The sequence below is a fragment of the Streptomyces sp. NPDC046870 genome (assembly GCF_040704595.1).
Lineage (GTDB): Bacteria > Actinomycetota > Actinomycetes > Streptomycetales > Streptomycetaceae > Streptomyces > Streptomyces argyrophylli.
Map to the genome: position 1 here is coordinate 665,350 of NZ_JBEYXM010000001.1, position 17,182 is coordinate 682,531.

Annotated in this window: 15 protein-coding genes; 9 read left to right on the forward strand and 6 right to left on the reverse strand. The window is 74.7% G+C overall.

The features are described from left to right. Window positions 1-38 precede the first annotated feature (38 nt). The 8 genes from AB0946_RS02980 (at window position 39) to AB0946_RS03015 (ending at window position 9,795) form a co-directional block, all read left to right on the forward strand. Window positions 39-1,286, forward strand: coding sequence for a glycosyltransferase (locus AB0946_RS02980; protein ID WP_366758855.1), 1,248 nt, complete (start codon window positions 39-41; stop codon window positions 1,284-1,286). After that, a complete protein-coding gene (locus AB0946_RS02985) occupies window positions 1,283-2,704 on the forward strand; it encodes an exopolysaccharide biosynthesis polyprenyl glycosylphosphotransferase (RefSeq protein ID WP_366758856.1) in 1,422 nt (473 codons plus the stop codon). The genes AB0946_RS02980 and AB0946_RS02985 overlap by 4 nt, the downstream gene beginning before the upstream one ends. A gap of 3 nt (window positions 2,705-2,707) precedes the next feature. Further along, window positions 2,708-4,069, forward strand: a complete 1,362-nt coding sequence (locus AB0946_RS02990; protein ID WP_366758857.1) for an O-antigen ligase family protein — start codon at window positions 2,708-2,710, stop codon at window positions 4,067-4,069. A 337-nt stretch (window positions 4,070-4,406) separates the two neighbouring features. Further along, window positions 4,407-6,116: a lipid II flippase MurJ gene (locus tag AB0946_RS02995; protein WP_366758858.1), complete on the forward strand. Its 1,710-nt coding sequence runs from the start codon at window positions 4,407-4,409 to the stop codon at window positions 6,114-6,116. Beyond that, window positions 6,100-6,861 carry a polysaccharide deacetylase family protein gene (locus AB0946_RS03000; protein ID WP_366758859.1) on the forward strand — a complete coding sequence of 254 codons (762 nt, stop codon included), beginning with the start codon at window positions 6,100-6,102 and terminating at the stop codon, window positions 6,859-6,861. The genes AB0946_RS02995 and AB0946_RS03000 overlap by 17 nt, the downstream gene beginning before the upstream one ends. Beyond that, window positions 6,858-8,015 (forward strand): glycosyltransferase, encoded by a 1,158-nt coding sequence (locus AB0946_RS03005; RefSeq protein WP_366758860.1) that lies wholly within the window; start codon window positions 6,858-6,860, stop codon window positions 8,013-8,015. The genes AB0946_RS03000 and AB0946_RS03005 overlap by 4 nt, the downstream gene beginning before the upstream one ends. Then, window positions 8,012-8,659, forward strand: a complete 648-nt coding sequence (locus tag AB0946_RS03010; RefSeq protein WP_366758861.1) for a lipopolysaccharide biosynthesis protein — start codon at window positions 8,012-8,014, stop codon at window positions 8,657-8,659. Before AB0946_RS03005 ends, AB0946_RS03010 begins: the two co-directional genes overlap by 4 nt. Further along, complete coding sequence (locus tag AB0946_RS03015) at window positions 8,656-9,795, forward strand: GNAT family N-acetyltransferase (protein WP_366758862.1); 1,140 nt, start codon at window positions 8,656-8,658, stop codon at window positions 9,793-9,795. Before AB0946_RS03010 ends, AB0946_RS03015 begins: the two co-directional genes overlap by 4 nt. Window positions 9,796-9,809: 14 nt before the next feature. On the opposite strand, the gene AB0946_RS03020 is transcribed toward AB0946_RS03015, so the two are convergent. The 4 genes from AB0946_RS03020 to AB0946_RS03035 form a co-directional block, all read right to left on the reverse strand. Beyond that, window positions 9,810-11,105 (reverse strand): glycosyl hydrolase, encoded by a 1,296-nt coding sequence (locus AB0946_RS03020; RefSeq protein ID WP_366758863.1) that lies wholly within the window; start codon window positions 11,103-11,105, stop codon window positions 9,810-9,812. Window positions 11,106-11,322: 217 nt separating this feature from the next. Continuing rightward, window positions 11,323-11,883, reverse strand: coding sequence for a chaplin family protein (locus AB0946_RS03025; RefSeq protein ID WP_366759133.1), 561 nt, complete (start codon window positions 11,881-11,883; stop codon window positions 11,323-11,325). Between the two features lie 27 nt (window positions 11,884-11,910). Further along, on the reverse strand, window positions 11,911-12,153 hold the full coding sequence (locus tag AB0946_RS03030; protein WP_366758864.1) for a chaplin: 243 nt from the start codon (window positions 12,151-12,153) through the stop codon (window positions 11,911-11,913). A gap of 234 nt (window positions 12,154-12,387) precedes the next feature. Next, window positions 12,388-12,786 carry a rodlin gene (locus tag AB0946_RS03035; protein WP_366758865.1) on the reverse strand — a complete coding sequence of 133 codons (399 nt, stop codon included), beginning with the start codon at window positions 12,784-12,786 and terminating at the stop codon, window positions 12,388-12,390. 245 nt (window positions 12,787-13,031) lie between these two features. Here AB0946_RS03035 and AB0946_RS03040 point away from each other — a divergent pair, with 245 nt between their 5' ends. Beyond that, window positions 13,032-13,436 carry a rodlin gene (locus AB0946_RS03040; protein WP_366758866.1) on the forward strand — a complete coding sequence of 135 codons (405 nt, stop codon included), beginning with the start codon at window positions 13,032-13,034 and terminating at the stop codon, window positions 13,434-13,436. Between the two features lie 71 nt (window positions 13,437-13,507). On the opposite strand, the gene AB0946_RS03045 is transcribed toward AB0946_RS03040, so the two are convergent. Together AB0946_RS03045 and AB0946_RS03050 are read right to left on the reverse strand one after the other, a co-directional pair. Continuing rightward, entirely contained in the window at window positions 13,508-15,430 is a 1,923-nt protein-coding gene (locus AB0946_RS03045) for an AMP-dependent synthetase/ligase (RefSeq protein ID WP_366758867.1), read from the reverse strand. A gap of 106 nt (window positions 15,431-15,536) precedes the next feature. Beyond that, a complete protein-coding gene (locus AB0946_RS03050) occupies window positions 15,537-17,027 on the reverse strand; it encodes a von Willebrand factor type A domain-containing protein (RefSeq protein ID WP_366758868.1) in 1,491 nt (496 codons plus the stop codon). Between the last annotated feature and the right edge of the window lie 155 nt (window positions 17,028-17,182).

Genomic DNA, 17,182 nt, shown 5'->3' on the forward strand with positions numbered 1-17,182 from the left:
CGCCGTCCCAAGCGCCCCACGAGCGAGGTAACCCGCGAATGCACCATCCAGCACCCGATCTTCGACCCCGGGTCCTGCACCTCGCGCAACCCGTCGACGGCGGTGTCGCCCGAGTCGTGCTCGACCTGGCGCGGGCCCAGCTCGCGGCGGGCCTGCGCGTCACGGCCGCCTGCCCGGGCGGCGCACTGGCCGCCGGCCTGCGGGAACTGGGCGCCGACCTCCGGCACTGGCAGGCGGACCGGTCCCCGGGCCCCACTCTGCCGGGCGAGGTACGACGGCTCGCACGCCTGATCGACGAAGTGCGGCCCGAACTGGTGCACGCGCACAGCGCCAAGGCGGGACTGGCCGCGCGGCTCGCCGTCCGCGGGCGCGTCCCGACCGTGTTCCAGCCGCACGCCTGGTCCTTCGAGGCGGTCGGCGGCGTCACCGCCGCGCTCGCCCTGCGCTGGGAGCGGTGGGGGGCGCGCTGGGCGGACCGGGTGGTGTGCGTCAGCGAGGCGGAGCGCGCGACAGGTCTGCGCGCCGGGGTGCGCGCGGCCTACGCGGTCATCCCCAACGGCGTCGACACCACCCGCTTCTCACCGGCTCCGGCCGCCGGCACCGCGCCCGGCGGCTCGGCAGCCACCTCTGCCGAGGAGCCCCCACGGGAACCGTCCGTCCCCGGCGACGAGAGCTGCCCCCTCGTGGTGTGCGTGGGCCGCCTGTGCCACCAGAAGGGTCAGGACGTACTGCTGCGGGCCTGGGACGAGGTCCTCGGCGTGCTGCCACGGGCGCGACTCGTGCTCGTCGGCGACGGCCCCGACCGCGAGGCCTTACGGCGACAGGCACCCTCCTCCGTGCACTTCACCGGTGCCGTCGCCGACCCCGTGCCCTGGTACCGGGCCGCCGACCTGGTGGTGCTGCCCTCGCGCTGGGAGGGCATGGCACTCGCCCCGCTGGAGGCGCTGGGCTGCGGAACACCCGTGGTACTCACCGACGTCGACGGCGCCCGCGAGAGCCTGCCGCCCGCGCTCGCCGCGCGCTGCCTGGTACCGCCGGAGGACCCCACGGCGCTGGCCGCAGCGGTCACCGGGCTGCTGTCCGATCCACCGCTGCGCGCGGCGCTCGGCGACCAGGGCCGTCGGCACGTCCTGTCCACGCACGACGTGCGGCTCACCGCCGAACGGTTCGCGGCCCTCTACCGCGCCCTCCTCGACACCGCCGACACCGGCTGCGACGCCCCGGCGGCGGCCGGCGGAACAGCCGAGCTCGTACCCTCCGAGTGCAGGGAGTCCATCCACTCGTGACTGCGGAAAGCACCGTCCCCTCCCCGGGCGCGCAACCATGGGACCACGGATTCTCGCCCGTCTCCGTCCTGCCGGCCCGCCCCGAAGGCGGCTTCCGGTTCGCGCTGCGGCGCCCGCCCGAACGGTCCGCCTCGCCGGTGCCGCTGCTCGCCGCGGACCTGTTCGCCGCGTTGGTGGGCGGCATCGCGCTGGACGAGGCCACCCGTCGGCCGCTGCCGGTCGCCGTCCTGGTGTCCGGCGCGCTGCTGCTGCGCCCGCACTCCGCACGGCCGGTGCACGGCGTGCTCGACGAACTGCCCGTGGTGTGCGGGCGGATCGCGGTGGTCTGGCTGGGCCTGGCCGCCCTGCTCGCCGCCTACGCCCCGGGGCGCGCCCTGACCGTCTCCACACTGCTGCTGGGCTGCGCGCTGCACGCGGCGGCAGCGGGTGCGGGCCGGGGCGCGGTGCACTGGCATCGCCGGGTCGCGCTGCGCCGCCGGCCGCGTCCCGCCCTGGTGATCGGGCCCGCGGGGACCGCCCGGCGGGTGGCCGCGGCGCTGCTGCGGCAGCCGGGCTGCGGGGTGCGCCCGGTGGGCGTCGTCGCGGAACACGCGGACGACGCCGGCGGGCTGCCGGTGCTGACCACCGGCGAGGAGGTGGAGCGGGCACTCATCCAGAACGGGGTGCGGGTCGCCCTCACCGTCCACCCGGCCGTGCGCACCGAGCGGAGGCCGCTGCTGCGGGCGCTGGCCGAGTCCGGCTGCACGCTGTGGGAGGTGGACGCGGACAGCCCGGCGTACGGGATGCGCGATCAGCTCTCCGGGTTCGCCGTGCGCCGCCTCGACCTCGGCGGGCGGCGGCGGACGAGCGTGGCCAAGCGGCTGCTGGACATCGCGGTGTCCGGGACGCTGCTGGTACTGGTCAGCCCGCTGCTGCTGGTGTGCGCGGTGGTGCTGCGGCTCACCGACGGCCCCGGGGTGGTGTTCCGGCAGGAGCGCATCGGCAAGGACGGACGGCCCTTCACCCTGCTGAAGTTCCGCACCCACCGCCCGGTCGACGAGCACGAGGCGGCCACCCGGTGGAGCGTGGCCGGTGAACGGAAGATGAGCCCCTTCTGCCGGTTCCTGCGGCAGACCTCGTTGGACGAGCTGCTCCAGCTGTGGAACGTCGTGCGGGGGGACATGAGCCTGGTCGGCCCGCGCCCCGAGCGCCCCTATTTCGTCGCGGAGTTCAGCCGGAGCTACCCCGGCTACGCGTTCCGCCACCGCATGCAGACCGGGATCACCGGACTCGCCCAGATCAACGGGTTGCGGGGCGACACCTCGATCGAGGACCGGGCCCGCTTCGACAACGCCTACATCGACAACTGGTCGCTGTGGCAGGACGTCTGCATCCTGCTGCGCACCGCCGCCGCGCTCGTACGGTCGACGGGAAGCTGACCGATGACCCTCGCCCCGCCCTTCCACCGCCCCGTGCGGCCGTCCCCGGTGCTGCCGGTACTGGCCGTGGTCGCGCTGCTCGCGCTGCCGGTCGCCCCCGGCGGCGAGGGCGGTGCGGGCCCCGCCGACGCCCTGTCCGCGCTGGTCGTCCTCTTCTGCGCGGTGCGCCTGCTGCGGGCGCGCCGCCGCCCGCTCACCCGTGCCGCCGCGCTGATCCTCGGGCTGCCGGTGGCCGGTCTGGCACTGGCCGCGCTGCACGCGGTCGCGCCGGGCGCCGGGATCACCGGGCTCGGCCGCTACCTCCAGGTCTTCGTCCTCGTTCCGGCCGCCGTCGTGCTCCTCGTCCGCGGCCGGGCCGACTTCCGGCTGCTGGCCTGGTCGGTGGTGGCCCTCGCGGGGTGGCAGGGGACGGTGGGCGTGCACCAGTACGTCACCGGCACCGGCGCTTCCTACCAGGGCCAGGACATCCGCGCGGTCGGCACCTTCGGGGCGACGGACGTGATGGGCATGGCGACGGTGGTGTCGTTCGGGCTGGTGTGCGCCGTGGGCCTGGCGCTCGGCCGGTCCGCGGAGCGGGGCCGGGCGCTCGCCGCGTGCTGCGCGCTCGCCCTCGCGGTTCCGCTCGCCCTGTCCTTCAGCCGGGGCGCCTGGATCGCGACCGCGGTCACCGTCACCGTCCAGCTGGCCCTGGCCGGGTTGCGGCGGGCGCTGAAGGCGGGGGCGGCCGTGCTGGCCGCGGGGGTGGTGCTGGTGGGCGGGTTCGGGGTGGGCACGGCGATGCTCCAGGAGCGGTTCGACAGCATCACCCAGGTCACCGACGCGCCCGACCAGTCGGTCACCGACCGGTACACGATGTGGGCCGCGGCCGTCGACATGTGGCGTGAACGCCCGCTGACCGGCGTCGGTCTGAAGGGCTTCCCCGAGCACCGCGACGGGCACGCCTCACTCGCGCTGTCCTCGGGCAGCGACATCGCGGGCGCGGGTGCCGCCTACCGCCGGCAGCCGCTGCTGTCACCGCACAACATGTACCTGCTGGTGCTCGGTGAGCAGGGTCTGACGGGACTGCTGTGCCTCGCGGGCTCCTGGCTCGCCCTGCTGGTGTGCGCGCTGCGCGGCCTGTGGCGGGCCCGTGCGGCCGGCGGCCGGGGCCTGGACTGCGCGCTGATCGCCTGCGGGCTGCTGGTGTGGCAGCTCGTGGACTTCGCGTACGCCGACATCGGCGGCCCGTCGACCGTGCTGACCGCGGTGTGCTTCGGCCTGGTCGCCTGGTGGGCGCTGGTGGGCGCGGAACGGTCCGCCTGCGGTGACATCACCGCCGTACCCGCCGCGCGGGAGAGGGTGACGGGGGAGGCGGCCCTGCGATGACGGTCACCCGCCCGAGCCGGGGGCGGCAGCCGGCCCCCCGCCGGACGCCCCCGCCGCCCCACCGGACCCGAAGGCCGATGAGATGACGCGCCCCGGAACCGGTGGCGCACCGGGGCCGCGGCCCGGTACGGCGTACGGGCCGGCGGCTGACGCGCGGATCCTCCCGGATACGGCACACCGGCCGGCGGCGGACGCCGGAGCCGGGGCCGGCGGCGTCGCTCTGCCGGTGGCCCGGTCGGCCGAACCCCCCGCGCTGAGACCCGCCGGCACCGCGGCGGGCCGGTCCGGCCCCCCGGCACCCCCCGACCCCACCGAGACGAACATCGCCCCGACCCCTGTGCCACCCCTCTCCGACCCCACCCCGGCGTCCGCCCCACCGCCCCCCGGTCCTGCCCCGGCACACCCGCCCCTCGCCCCCACCTCACCGCACCTCGCTGCCCTCCCCGATCCGGCCCCCGCGCCCGCGGCCCGTGAACAGGCCCCGCCCACCGGGCGTTTCCTCGCTCACGCCGCCCTCGTCACGGCCTCCCTCTCCATCGCCGCGGCGCTGCTCGGGCTGGTGCGGGACCAGTCGCTGGCCCGGCTGTTCGGGGCCGGGCGGGACACGGACGCCTTCCTGGTCGCCTGGACGGTGCCGGAGTTCGCGGCCACGCTGCTGATCGAGGACGGGCTGGCCTTCGCGCTGATCCCGGCGTTCAGCATGGCCCTGGCCCGCCGTGCGCGGGGCGCCCCGGGCGATCCGGTGCGGGCGCTGGTGGCCGGCACCCTGCCCCGGCTGGCCCTGGCGTTCACGGCGGTCGGGGCGCTGCTCGCGGTGGCCGCGCCGCAGTTCGTCGCCGTGCTCGCGCCGGGCCTGCCCGACCCCGCCCTCGCCGTGGACTGCACCCGGCTCACCGCGACGTGCGTGCTGAGCTTCGGCCTCGCCGGGTACGCCAGCGCGGCCCTCAGGGCCCACCGCCGCTTCCTGGCACCGGCCGCGATCTACCTCGCGTACAACGCCGGCATCATCACGGCGATGCACGCGCTCGGCGGCCGGTGGGGCGTGCGGTCCGCCGCGTTCGGGGTGGCGGCGGGCGGCTGTCTGATGGTGGCGGTCCAGCTGCCCTCCCTGGTGCGGCAGTTGCGCCATCGCGGGATCAGCGGGACGCAGGCCAGGGCCGCCGCCGCGGCACAGCCGTTGGACGTGCCGCTGCTGGCCACCGTGCTGCTGTTCGCCCTGTGCCGGCAGTCGCAGGTGCTGATCGAGCGGTTCCTCGCCTCCGAGCTGCCCGCCGGGGCCATCTCGCACCTGAACTACGCGCAGAAGGTCGCGCAGATCCCGATGACGCTGTCGATGATGCTGTGCACGGTCACCTTCCCGTTGGTGGCGCGGGCGCTGGCCGACGGTGACACCGAGCGGGCCCGGGACCGGGTGGAGCAGGATCTGGCGCTGGCCGGCTGCCTGGTGCTGCTCGGCACGGCCGCCGTCGTGGCCTGCGCCCCGCAACTGATCGGACTGCTGTTCCAGCGCGGCGCGTTCACGGCCCAGGACACCGCGACGACCGCCGGTGTGATGCGGGTCTACGCGCTCGGCCTGCTCGGCCAGACCCTGACCGGCGTCCTGGTCCGCTCCTACTTCTCGGCGGGGCGCGCCACCTGGTACCCGGTGGCCGCGATGACCGCGGGCATCGTCGCCACCTCCTGGGTCGGCGCCTGGACGCTCGGTTCCTGGGGGGTCACCGGGATCGCCGCCGCCAACGCCTCCGGCATCACCGTCACCGCCGTCCTGCTCCTCGCCGGGATGCGACGCCGCAGCGTGCCCATCCGGACCGGGCCGGTGCTGCACGAGCTGAGCCGGCCGCTGCGGGCGGCCGTGGTGGCCACCGTGGCCGGCGGGTTCGTGGGGAGCCTGCCGTCGGCGCCGCTCGCCGGGCTGGCCGCCGGCGGCGCCACGGTGACCGTCGTGTTCGTCCTGCTCGGCTGGGCGCTGGGCGCCCAGGGCTTCGCCCCCGCACTCCGTTCCGTACGCACCCTCACCCGAAAGCTCGCCCATGCCGTCCTCCGTTGAGTCCCCGGCCCCCGCCCGGCACCTCACCCCCGGCCCGGTCCCGTGGATCGCCATGTACCACTCGGTCGGCGACTGCTCCGACGACCCGTACCACCTCACGGTCAGCCCGGACCGGCTGGAGCGGCAGCTGCGCTGGCTGCGCCGGCGGGGGCTGCGCGGGGTGTCGGTCACCGAACTCCTCGCCGCCCGGGCCCGGGGCGAGGGACGGGACCTGGTGGGCCTCACCTTCGACGACGGGTACGACGACTTCCTCGGCAACGCCCTGCCGTCGCTCACCCGCTGGGGGTGCACGGCGACCCTGTTCGTGCTGCCCGGCCGGCTCGGCGGCGACAACGCGTGGGACCGCCTCGGCCCGCGCAAGCCGCTGCTGACCGCCGAGGGCATCCGGCGGGCCGCCGACGCGGGCATGGAGGTCGGCTCGCACGGCCTCACCCACGTCGACCTCACCCGGGCCGACGACGGCCTGCTGAGGGCCGAGACCGCCGAGAGCCGGGCGGTCCTGGAGGAGCTGACCGGCGCCCCGGTCACCGGGTTCTGCTATCCGTACGGCACGGCCGACCGGCGTGCCGTTCAGGCCGTGCGGGAGGCCGGTTACGCCTACGCCTGCGCCATCGACCCCGGCGAGCTGACCGGTCCGCACGCCCTGCCGCGCGTGTACGTCGGGCAGAACGACACCGCCGTACGGCTGTTCCTGAAGTACCGGCTGCACCGGCTGCGCCGACGGCCCGTCGAGGGGCTGCGGTGAAGGCCCTGCACATCATCACCGGGCTCGGCGTGGGCGGTGCCGAGCAGCAACTGCGGCTGCTGCTGCGGCACCTGCCGGTGGCGTGCGAGGTGGTGACCCTGACCAACCCCGGGCCGGTGGCCGACGGCCTGGCGGCCGACGGGGTCCCGGTGACCCACCTCGGCATGACCGGCAACCGCGACCTGGCCGCGCTGCCCCGGCTGGCCCGGCACATCCGGCGCGGCCGGTACGACCTCGTGCACACCCATCTGTACCGGGCCTGCCTGTACGGCCGGATCGCCGCCCGGATGGCCGGGGTCCGCGCGGTCGTCGCCACCGAGCACTCCCTCGGCGACTCGCAGATGGAGGGCCGGCCGCTGACCGCGGGGGTGCGCGCGCTGTACCTGCTGGGCGAGCGGCTGGGCCTGTCCACGGTCGCCGTCTCCCCCACGGTCGCCGCCCGGCTCGCCCGCTGGGGGGTGCCCGAGCCGCGCGTCGAGGTCGTGCCCAACGGCATCGACCTGGCTGGGTTCGCCTTCGACCCGGACGCCCGCCGGCGCACCCGCGACCGGCTCGGGCTGCCCGCCGACGCGTTCGTCGTCGGCGGCGTCGGCCGGCTCGTCCCCGGCAAACGCTTCGACGTGCTGATCCACGCCCTCGCCCGGCTGCCGGCCGACTGCCGGCTGCTGCTGGTCGGCGGCGGCCCGCAGGAGCCCGCGCTGCGGCGGGCCGCGCGGGAGGCGGGTGTCGCCGGGCGGGTGCTGTTCGCCGGGGAGCGGCCGTACCTGCCGGACGGCTCGGCCGGGCCCGGCCTGCCCGCGCTGGCCTCGGCGATGGACGTGCTCGCCGCCCCCTCCCCCGAGGAGGCGTTCGGCCTCGCGGTCGTGGAGGCGCTGGCGGCCGGCCTGCCGGTGCGCTACAGCTCCTGCCCCGCCCTGGACGACCTGCCGCCCGGGGCCGCCCCGGACGCGGTGCGGGTCCCGTGCGACGCCGGCGCCTACGCCCGCGCGCTCGCCGGGGTCCGCGCCGCCGGGCCCGGTCCGCGCACCGCCCCCGAGGCGGCCCGCCACTACTGCATCACCCGCAGCGCCGCCCGGCTCATGGACGTCTACGCGGCGGCGCTCGCCCGTACGGTCCCCCCGTCCCGATCCCCCGAGGGAGTCATCCCGTCATGACCGAGAACCACGTCCCGCACCGCCGGACCTCCCGCCTCCGCGCGCTCCCGCCCTGGTCGCTCGTGGCGGCCGGTGTCCTCGCGGGCGGCCTGCTGGGCGGCGGGTACGGCGTGCTGAAGTCTCCGGAGTACACGGCGACCAGCTACGTGGTCGCCGTTCCCGGCGAGCGGACCGACACCGCAACCGCGCTCGGTTTCGCACAGGCCTACGGCCGGGTCGCCACCCAGGTGGCGGTGCTCGGCGACGCCCAGGTGTGGGCCGGGGTTCCGGTGCGCACCCTGCGCGACAGCGTGCGCACCGCGACGTCGCCGGACGCCCCCATGGTCGCCGTCTCCGCCACCTCCGTCCGCCCGGACCAGGCCGCCGACATGGCCAACGCCGTCGCCCGCGCACTCATCCGGCACGCCGACGCCGCCAAGGCCGAGACCCACGTCGGACTCATGCAGTTCTCCCGTGCGGGAAAGCCCGGCACGCCCACCTCGCCGTCCGCCGCGGTGACCGGACTGGTCGGTGCGAGCGCGGGCGGGCTGCTCGGCGCCCTCGCGCTGCTGGTACGGCCCAGGCGGCGTACGGCGGAGGAGATCACACCGTCGCCTTCCGTGCCCGGTCCGGCCGTCGCCGCCGACGCACACGGCCAGCTGTGATCGCCACGTACCCGGCGGGCACCGCGCGCCCCGCCCGCGCCACGGGACTGATCAGCGAACTCGTCACCGACGAGGAGAGATTCGCCGCGCTGGCCCCCGCCTGGGGGCGGCTCTTCGCGCGGTGCTCCGCCGCGACCCCGTTCCAGAGCCATGCCTGGCTGCACTCGTGGTGGCTGTCGTACGGCCTGCCCGGGCGGCTTCGGCTGCTGGTGGTACACGCCGGACGGGAACTGGTGGCCGCCGCGCCGCTGATGCTGGTCTGCCGACCGCTGCCCGCGCTGGTGCCGCTCGGCGGGACGATCTCCGACTACGCCGACGTGCTGCTGGACGACGGCGACAGCGGGCGGGCGGCCGGCGCGCTCACCGAGGCGCTCGCGGACGCGGCAGGCACGGCGCTGATCGACTTCCGCGAGGTACGCCCCGGTGGCGCGGTGGAGCGGATCTACGACCGCTGGCGCGGGCCCCGCCGCACGGTGAGCGACTCGTTGTGCCTGGAGCTGCCTGCCGTACCCATGGACGAGCTGATCGCCAGGCTGCCCTCGGGCAAGGCCGGCCAGCGGGTACGGGCGAAGCTGCGCAGGCTGACCGCGCTGGGTGTCCAACGGCGGGCGGTGGGCCCGGACGAGGTGGACGCGGCGATCGGCCGTCTGCTGGAGCTGCACCGGTTGCAGTGGCAGGACCGGAAGGTGACGGAAGAGCACCTGAGACCCCGGTTCCGCCGGCATCTGGTGCGCGCGGTGGGCTCGATGGTGCGCTCGGGGAACGCGGTGGTCACCGAGTTCCGCATCGGGGACGACGTGGTGGCCGTCGATCTGACCCTCGTGTCGGGCGGCCTGGCCGGCGGCTACCTGTACGGCGCCCATCCGGACCTGCGCCGGCAGAAGGTGGACGTGGCGGTGATGCTGCTGGACGCCTGCGCCGAGTACACCGGCGGCGGCGAACCGCGCACGCTGAGCCTGCTGCGCGGAGACGAGCCGTACAAACGGCACTGGCGGCCCGAACAGGTCGTGAACAGACGGCTGCTCATGGCCCGGCGGCGCACCGCCCCGCTGCTGATGGCCGCGCTGTGCGACGCGAACGCCCGGCAGCGGGGCAGGGAGGTGCTGCTGCGGTGGCGGGAGCAGGCCCAGCGCTGACGGCCGCGGGACCGTCAGTCGAAGGGGGCGCAGAATGACTCGCCGAGCCAGTACGCGACCCAGTCGACCAGGGCCGACGGCGAGCAGCTCGCCACGGGCCGGGTGGTGAGCGTCGGCTCGAGTGCGGGCGCCGGGGTCGGCGTGGGCACCTGGGCCGGCTGCTCGCCGCGGCCGTACAGGGCGGCCCGGTAGATCCGGGACGAGCGGGGGTTGGCCGAGCACTGCCACACGCCGTGCGGGCAGTAGTCGGTCAGCGTGTTGTACAGCGGTGCGTGCGCGTCGATCCAGTCGAGCATGCGCCGCATGTACTCGGCGTTGTCACCGTTGCGGAAGAGCCCCCATTCCGGATAGGAGATGGCCTTGCCGTGGGCCTTCGCGAAGTCGACGTGCTGCTGGAGGCCGTAGGGCTCGGTGACCTGTTCGTCGAACGACATCCCGCTGGGCTGGTCGTAGGCGTCCATGCCGATGATGTCGACCGTGGCGTCACCGGGATAACACTCCGTCCACGGCACGGCGTCCCGGCCTCGGCTCGGCGTGAAGTCGAACCGGAATCTCTGCCCCGGCACCGAGCGCATGGTGGCGACGATCCTGTTCCAGTACGTCTTCCAGGCGGCGGGGTCCGGCCCGCAGCGGTGGGTGTAGGTGATGCCGTTCATCTCCCAGCCCAGCACGATCACGGTGTCCGGCACCCGCAGCGCGACCAGCCGCTCGGCGAGCGTCTTGAAGTGATGGTCGAACGCGCCGTCCGCGGCCTGCCGCAGCAGCCACCGCACCTGGACGTCCGAGACGTTCTCCTCGTTGCGCTCCTGCATCGGCACGTTCAGGACGAGCATCCGGTCCGCCTTCTCACGCCGCCACTGCGCCCATGCGTCCAGGAAGCCGGGCGCCCCCTCGATGTCCTGCCAGCGGCCCCCGGGCAGATAGGTGTGGGCGACCTTCAACTCGGTCCCACCGAGCCAGTGACTCAACTCGGCCATGCGGGCGACACCGAGCGGCCCGGAGTCGAGGAACGCCCCGAAGTCCGCGAGGGGGCGGCCGGAGCCGGGAGGCACGGGGGTCCGCGACGGCGTCGGGGGCAGGGGGACGGGGAGCGTGCCCGGCGGGGAGGCCGGTGGAAGGAGTGAGGGGGAGGGCACCGTGGGGGCCGGCGTCGGAGCCGTCGGGGTGGGGGTGGCCGGGACGGCGGCGCGCGTCGCTCCCGAGTCCACGGCGAGCCCGGGGCCGGCCGCCAGGGTGGCCGACGCGAAGAGCGCCGCCGCGATGACGGTGACCGGTCGCCCGGCCCGGGCCCTGCGCTGTTGCGGAGCCATGCCCGCTCCTTTCTGCACCCGCCACTCGGTGTCGCGGCGTCGCGTCATCCGGCGACCGGCGCGCAGTCATATCAATACGACTGATGCCGGTACGGATATCGCTTTCGCCCCACCGAACCCCCACACGGGTGAAGGGCACACGCTGCCCGGGCACGGCGGTTGCGGAGTGGTGGAGCGCGGGGCACGGGAGCACGGCGCGCAGTGCGGCATCCGGGCGCTAACGGCGTGAGGCGGAACGGCCTCGCCGGTACAGGATCAGCCCGGCGGCGATCAGGGCGGCGCTGACGGCCGACGCCGCGATCATCGCGGGGCCGGCACCACCGGTGTGCGGCAGCGTGGGCGGCTTCCCGGGGAACTCCGCCTCTCCACCGCCGGGAGGGGTGCTGCGGCCGGTGCCAGGGGACGCTCCCTCGCCTCCGCCGTAGGGACGCGGGGCGGACTCCTCACCGCCGTACGGGGGAGGGCTCGTCCTGCCGTCGACGGTCCCGGGGCCTGCGGGTTCTTCAGCCGGGCGGACGACGCCTCGGCCCGGTAGGACGTGCGTCGTCGTGGTGGCGCAGGAGTCGGCGAATGCCGGGTTCAGCGGCCCGGCCGCGTCGCCGGAGGGGCCGCAGACGCCGACCGGGAGGCTGGCGGAGGCCCGGATGCCGTTCCCGGGCAGCACGCCGGCGGAAACCCGCGCGGCATCCTGCGCCCGGGCCCTGCTCGGAGACGAGGCAAGGCCGGCCCCGGATCGCGGAATCGACGGATCGGCGATCCGGGGCCGGCCAGTCCGCAGCCGGGGCTGGTGCCTCGTGCCGCGTCGTCACTTCTTGTCGATGTCCCCGTTGATGCAGGTGTTGCCGGCCGCCGGGTTCAGCGCAGCGAGGAGGTTGATCGTGTTGCCGCAGATGTTGATCGGGATGTGGATCGGGACCTGGACGACGTTCCCGGACACGACGCCCGGGGAGTTCGTGGCGGCACCGTGGGCCTCGGAGTCGGCGAAGGCGGGTCCGGCCAGGCTCAGGGCCAGGATGGCGCCCGCAACGGCGGCAACGGTCTTCTTCATGAAAGTTCCCTTCTTTGGGGTCATGCCCCAATGACGGTCAGAACCGTGTGAGCACGACGTGAACGGTCGGGGCACGGAACGAGGGATAGACACATCGGAAGGCCGCAGAACGCGGAAAGCTCGACAATCACTCGATCGCACCCCTTCCTCAGCACTGTTCCTCGCCCGAATTCGACGAAAAAGCCCGGGCGGCCCGCAGACGGTACAGCGGACGGCCCGGGCCGGCAGACCGGCTCAGCTTTCGCCGTTGGCCGAGAGGACCGACAGGTCCTCCAGGACGTGGGAGAGCGCGCCGTCGCGCTTGGCGTTCGTCGAGTTGTCGGAGCACTGCTGCTGCAGGTGGTCCGAGAGAACCGGGATGTCCTGGATCGTGCCGCCGATGGCCGCGTCGACGGCGACGTCGGTGTCCTGGACACCGAGGCACGGCTTGTTGAGCGAACCCTGCACCAGGGAGAGCTGCGGGCTCAGGTTGCCCTTCGTCGCCGAATTGCCGAACGACGACACGGCGCCGTTGCCGTTCGCTACGGTCGGTCCGTCGTCGTTGCCGATGGCAAGCGCCTGCGGCGCAGCCGCCACCGCCATTCCCACGACAGAAGCGGCGGTCGCTGCGGCGACCATTGCCTTCTTGAGCACTTCGCGTTCCTTTCCTCGTAACGACGCATGCCCTACTGCCTCATCAACCCGGCGCATCGGAAATGGTTCCGCCGGTTCACTCGGTTGGAGCGCACACGCCTGAGGGATGACAAGAAGTCACCCATCCGAAAACCACACCACCAGTCCATCTCGTCGGCCGACAGGGTGAACGGGAGAAACCAGGGGCAGGCCTTGGAGTTGACCACAGCGCTCCGGTACGGGGTTTCCTCAGAAAGGACTGGCCAGTGATCAAGAAGATTGTTGCCACTGCGGCCGTCGCCGCTTCCGCCATGGGCGCCTCCGCCGCCGCGGCTCCGCAGGCGCTGGCGCTCGGCAACGACGACGGGCCGACCGTCGCGAACGGCAACGCGGGATGGCAGACCTACGGCAACTCGGCCACGTACGGGAACATGAGCCCGCAGATCGCTCTGATCCAGGGCTCTTTCAACAAGCCGTGCATCGCGGTGAACGACCTTCCGGCCTCCGTGGACGCGGCCGTCGGCGGTGCGCTCCAGGATGTTCCGATCCTGTCCGACCACATGCAGCAGCAGTGCACCGAGAACTCCTCGAACGTCAAGCGCGACGGCGCGCTGGCGCACCTGCTGGAGGACGTGTCGATCCTGTCCCAGAACTCCGAATCCGGTCACTGAACCCGGTCCGCGAAGCGGGTCGCCGAGTCCTCGGCGGCCCGCTTCCGCGTGTCCGCCGCCGCACCGGCCGGTCAGCGCCGGTACAGCTCCTCGATCTGCTCCGCGTACACGGCCGTCACCGCGTGCCGCTTGACCTTCAGCGACGGGGTCAGCAGCCCGTTCTCCTCGGTGAACTCGCCCTCGACCAGCGCGAACGCGCGGATGGACTCGGCGCGGGAGACCGCCTCGTTGGCGTGGTCGACCGCCTTCTGCACCTCGGCGCGCAGCCGCTCGTCGCGCACCAGCGCGGACAGCGGGGTGTCCGGCGGCAGTTTCCGTACGGACAGCCAGTGGGCGACCGCTTCCGGGTCGAGAGTGATCAGCGCGGCGACGAAGGGCCGGTTGTCGCCGACGACCAGGCACTGGCCGACGGGTGAGCGGCTGCGCAGCCGGTCCTCCAGGACGGACGGCGAGACGTTCTTGCCGCCGGAGGTGACGAGGATGTCCTTCTTGCGGCCGGTGATGCTGAGGTAGCCGTCGTCGTCGAGCGCGCCGAGGTCACCGGTCGCGAACCAGCCGTCGCGCAGTACGGCGTCCGTGGCGGCCGGGTCGTTCCAGTACGACGTGAAGACCACCCCGCCCCTGATCAGCACCTCCCCGTCGTCGGCGAGGCGCACGGAGACGCCCGGCACCGGCCGGCCGACCGTGCCGGGGCGGGGGCCGAGCGGGGGCACGACCGTGGCGGCGGCACTGGTCTCGGTCAGTCCGTAGCCCTCGTAGACGGCGATGCCGGCCGCGAGGAAGAACAGGTTGAGGTCGCGGTCCAGTGGGGAGCCGCCGCTGATGGCGTACCGCGTCCGGCCGCCCAGCTCCTTGCGGATGCGGCGGTAGACCAGCAGGTCGTACAGCGCCCAGGCGGCGTACAGGCCGGGTCCCGGGCCCTTGCCGGTGCCGAGGAACTTCCGCAGGTGGGCCTCGCCGAAGCGGACGGCGACGCGTTCGGCGCGGTCGAAGGAGGCGGCCCGGCCGAGTTTCTCCGCGGTGGCCCGCCCGGTGTCGTGGATCTTCTCGAAGAGGTACGGCACCCCGACCAGGAAGGTCGGCCGGAACTCCTTGAGCGCGGGCCGCAGTTCGTCGGGGCGCACGCTCGGGAAGTGGCCGGTCTCGATGCGGGCCAGCAGGCAGGCGAGCTGGAGGGTGCGGCCGAGGATGTGGGCGAGCGGCAGGAAGAGCAGCGTGGACGCGGCCTGGCCGGTGACCGCCTGGAAGACGGGGTGCAGCAGCTCGACGGTGTTGGCCGCCTCGGCGTGCAGGTTGGCGTGGGTGAGGACGCAGCCCTTGGGGCGGCCGGTGGTGCCGGAGGTGTAGCAGAGGGTCGCGATGGTGTCGGGGCCGAGCGCCCCGCGCCGCTTGGCGAGTTCGTCGTCGGGGAGGTGCCGGCCGAGGACGGCGAGGTCGCCGAGGGCGCCGGCGTCGAGCTGCCACAGGCGCGGGGGGTGCGGGTGGCCGGCCGTGCCGGTGGTGACGGTGGCCGCGTTCGCCATGGTCTCGGTGACGACGAACCGGGCCCCGGAGTCGCGGACGATCCACTCGACCTGCTCGGCGGAGGAGGTCGGGTAGACCGGCACGGACTGGCCGCCGGCCGCCCAGACCGCGAAGTCCAGGACGGTCCACTCGTAGCGGGTGCGGGACATCACCGCGACCCGGCCGCCGGGTTCGAGCCCTGCGGCGACGAGCCCCTTGGCGACGGCGGCGACCTCGGCGGCGAAGGCGGACGCCGTCACCGGCTGCCAGGCGCCGCCGCGGTCGCGGCGGCGCAGCAGCACGGCGTCGGGGGTCTCGGCCGCGTGCGTGAACGGCAGGTCGGCCAGGGAGCCGGTGGTGAGCGGGGGCGCCAGGGGCGCGGCGCGCACCTCGCGGACCGCGCCCGTGGCGTCCCGGACGACCTCCACCGCGGCGCGGTCCGCGAGATCGGCGCGCCGCCGTGCCCGTTCCAGATCCCTGCGTACGCCCATGACGGCTCCCGGTGGCGGTGCGTGGCCTGCCCAAGACCTCTACGGAAAGGTCAACTTACTCGGAAGTAAGGAAAGGTCAATGGGGCCCGCGCAGTCCACGCGGCGTTCACTGGGCGGGCTCGGTGCCGCTCGCCTGGCGGATGGCGTCGGCGAGCCCGCGCACGTCGGCGTCCTCGGTGGTGGCGGCCAGCCCGGCGGCCCTGCGGGCGAGGCCGGTCAGGCTGGGGGCGCCGGGAAGGGCCGGGCGGTCGGCGGAGCCGGTGCGCAGGGCGTCGGCGAAGTACGCCGCGACCGCGGTGACCTGGAAGCGGGGGCTCGCCCCCCAGACCGAGCCGGCCAGGGCCCCGGTCTCCAGGCCGCCCGACGCCTCGTGCGGGTCGCGGGTCCGCGGGTCGAGCCAGCGGACGGTGGCGGTGGCGAGGTGACCGCGGGCGCCGTGCCGGGTGTGGACGGCGTACAGGGCGGTGACGGTGTGCCCGGGGCCGACCTCGCCGCCGTCGACCCGGTCGTTGCGGAAGTCCCGGTCGGCGACCCTGCGGTCGTCGTAGCCGACGAGGCGGAAGGCGGTGACGGTGTGCGGGTCGAAGGCGACCTGGGCCTTGGCGTCCCGGGCGGTCAGCTCGATGTTCCTCGGGAGCTGACCGGCGAAGACCTTGTCGGCCTCGCCGGGATCGGAGACGTACACGGTGTGGCCGTCGCCCCGGTCGGCGAGGCGTTCCATGAGGGAGTCGCCGTAGGTGCTGCCGACGCCGACCCCGAAGAGGGTGATGCCGTGTTCGCGGCGGGCGTCGTCGATCCGGCGGAGGATCGCGTCCGCGCTGGTCTCGCCGGTGTTGGCGAGGGCGTCGGAGACGAGCACGACCCGGTTGGTGGCCCCCTTGCGGGCGCCCTTCACGGCGGTGGCGTAGCCCTCCTCGACGCCCGCGCCGAGGTTGGTGGAGTTCTGCGGCTCCAGGCTGTCGATGGCGTCGCGGACCGCGCCGCGGTGGCCGCCGAGCCGGGTCATCGGCAGCACGGTCTCGGCGTCCTCGCTGAAGGTGACGAGCGCGACGGAGTCTTCGTCGCGCAGCCGGTCCGCCAGGGTGGTCAGGGCGTGCTGGGCGAGGTCCAGGCGGCCGGGTTCGCCCATGGAGCCGGAGGTGTCGATGACGAAGGTGAGCGCGGCGGGCGGGCGGTGCGCGTCCGGCGCGGCGGGCCGGGTGGCGAGGCCGACGCGGACCAGGGACCAGTCCGGTTCGCCGGTGCGGGCGCCGTCGACGGTGACCGTGAAGCCGTTGCCGTCGGGCCGCCGGTAGTCCTGGCGGAAGCTGTTGACGAACTCCTCGGGCCGCACGGTCCGCGGATCGGGCCTGCGGCCTTCGGCGAGGGTGCGGCGGGCGTAGGTGTAGGAGGCGGTGTCGACGTCCAGCGCGAAGGTGGACAGCCGGCCGCCGGCGTCCTGGCGGACCAGTCCGGACCCGCCGTCGCGGGCCTTGTCGTCGGCCGTCCGCGCGGCACCGCCCGCGCTGCACGCCGTCAGCAGCACTCCGCCCGCGGCCGTGAGCGCGAGCAGCGCCCGCCGTGTCCGCCGTGTCCGTCGGTTCCCGTACCGGTCCATCGCGTCCTCCCCGTCGGCCTGTCGGCACCGGACGTGTGCGTCCGCTGCCGACTGTGACGGGGCGGGGGCCGGGAGCGTGCGTACCGGGGAGTTGCGGATGGATCTCGAACCGGCCACGACGGCGGCCCCCCGTGACCGGCGGGTGACGTGCCGGT

What these genes read in the sequence shown, in the direction of transcription:
- AB0946_RS02980 (WP_366758855.1), top strand. Translation starts at nt 39, where the DNA reads ATGCACCATCCAGCACCCGATCTTCGACCCCGGGTCCTGCACCTCGCG.
- AB0946_RS02990 (WP_366758857.1), top strand. Translation starts at nt 2,708, where the DNA reads ATGACCCTCGCCCCGCCCTTCCACCGCCCCGTGCGGCCGTCCCCGGTG.
- AB0946_RS03000 (WP_366758859.1), top strand. Translation starts at nt 6,100, where the DNA reads ATGCCGTCCTCCGTTGAGTCCCCGGCCCCCGCCCGGCACCTCACCCCC.
- AB0946_RS03010 (WP_366758861.1), top strand. Translation starts at nt 8,012, where the DNA reads ATGACCGAGAACCACGTCCCGCACCGCCGGACCTCCCGCCTCCGCGCG.
- AB0946_RS03020 (WP_366758863.1), bottom strand. Translation starts at nt 11,105, where the DNA reads ATGGCTCCGCAACAGCGCAGGGCCCGGGCCGGGCGACCGGTCACCGTC.
- AB0946_RS03030 (WP_366758864.1), bottom strand. Translation starts at nt 12,153, where the DNA reads ATGAAGAAGACCGTTGCCGCCGTTGCGGGCGCCATCCTGGCCCTGAGC.
- AB0946_RS03045 (WP_366758867.1), bottom strand. Translation starts at nt 15,430, where the DNA reads ATGGGCGTACGCAGGGATCTGGAACGGGCACGGCGGCGCGCCGATCTC.
- AB0946_RS03050 (WP_366758868.1), bottom strand. Translation starts at nt 17,027, where the DNA reads ATGGACCGGTACGGGAACCGACGGACACGGCGGACACGGCGGGCGCTG.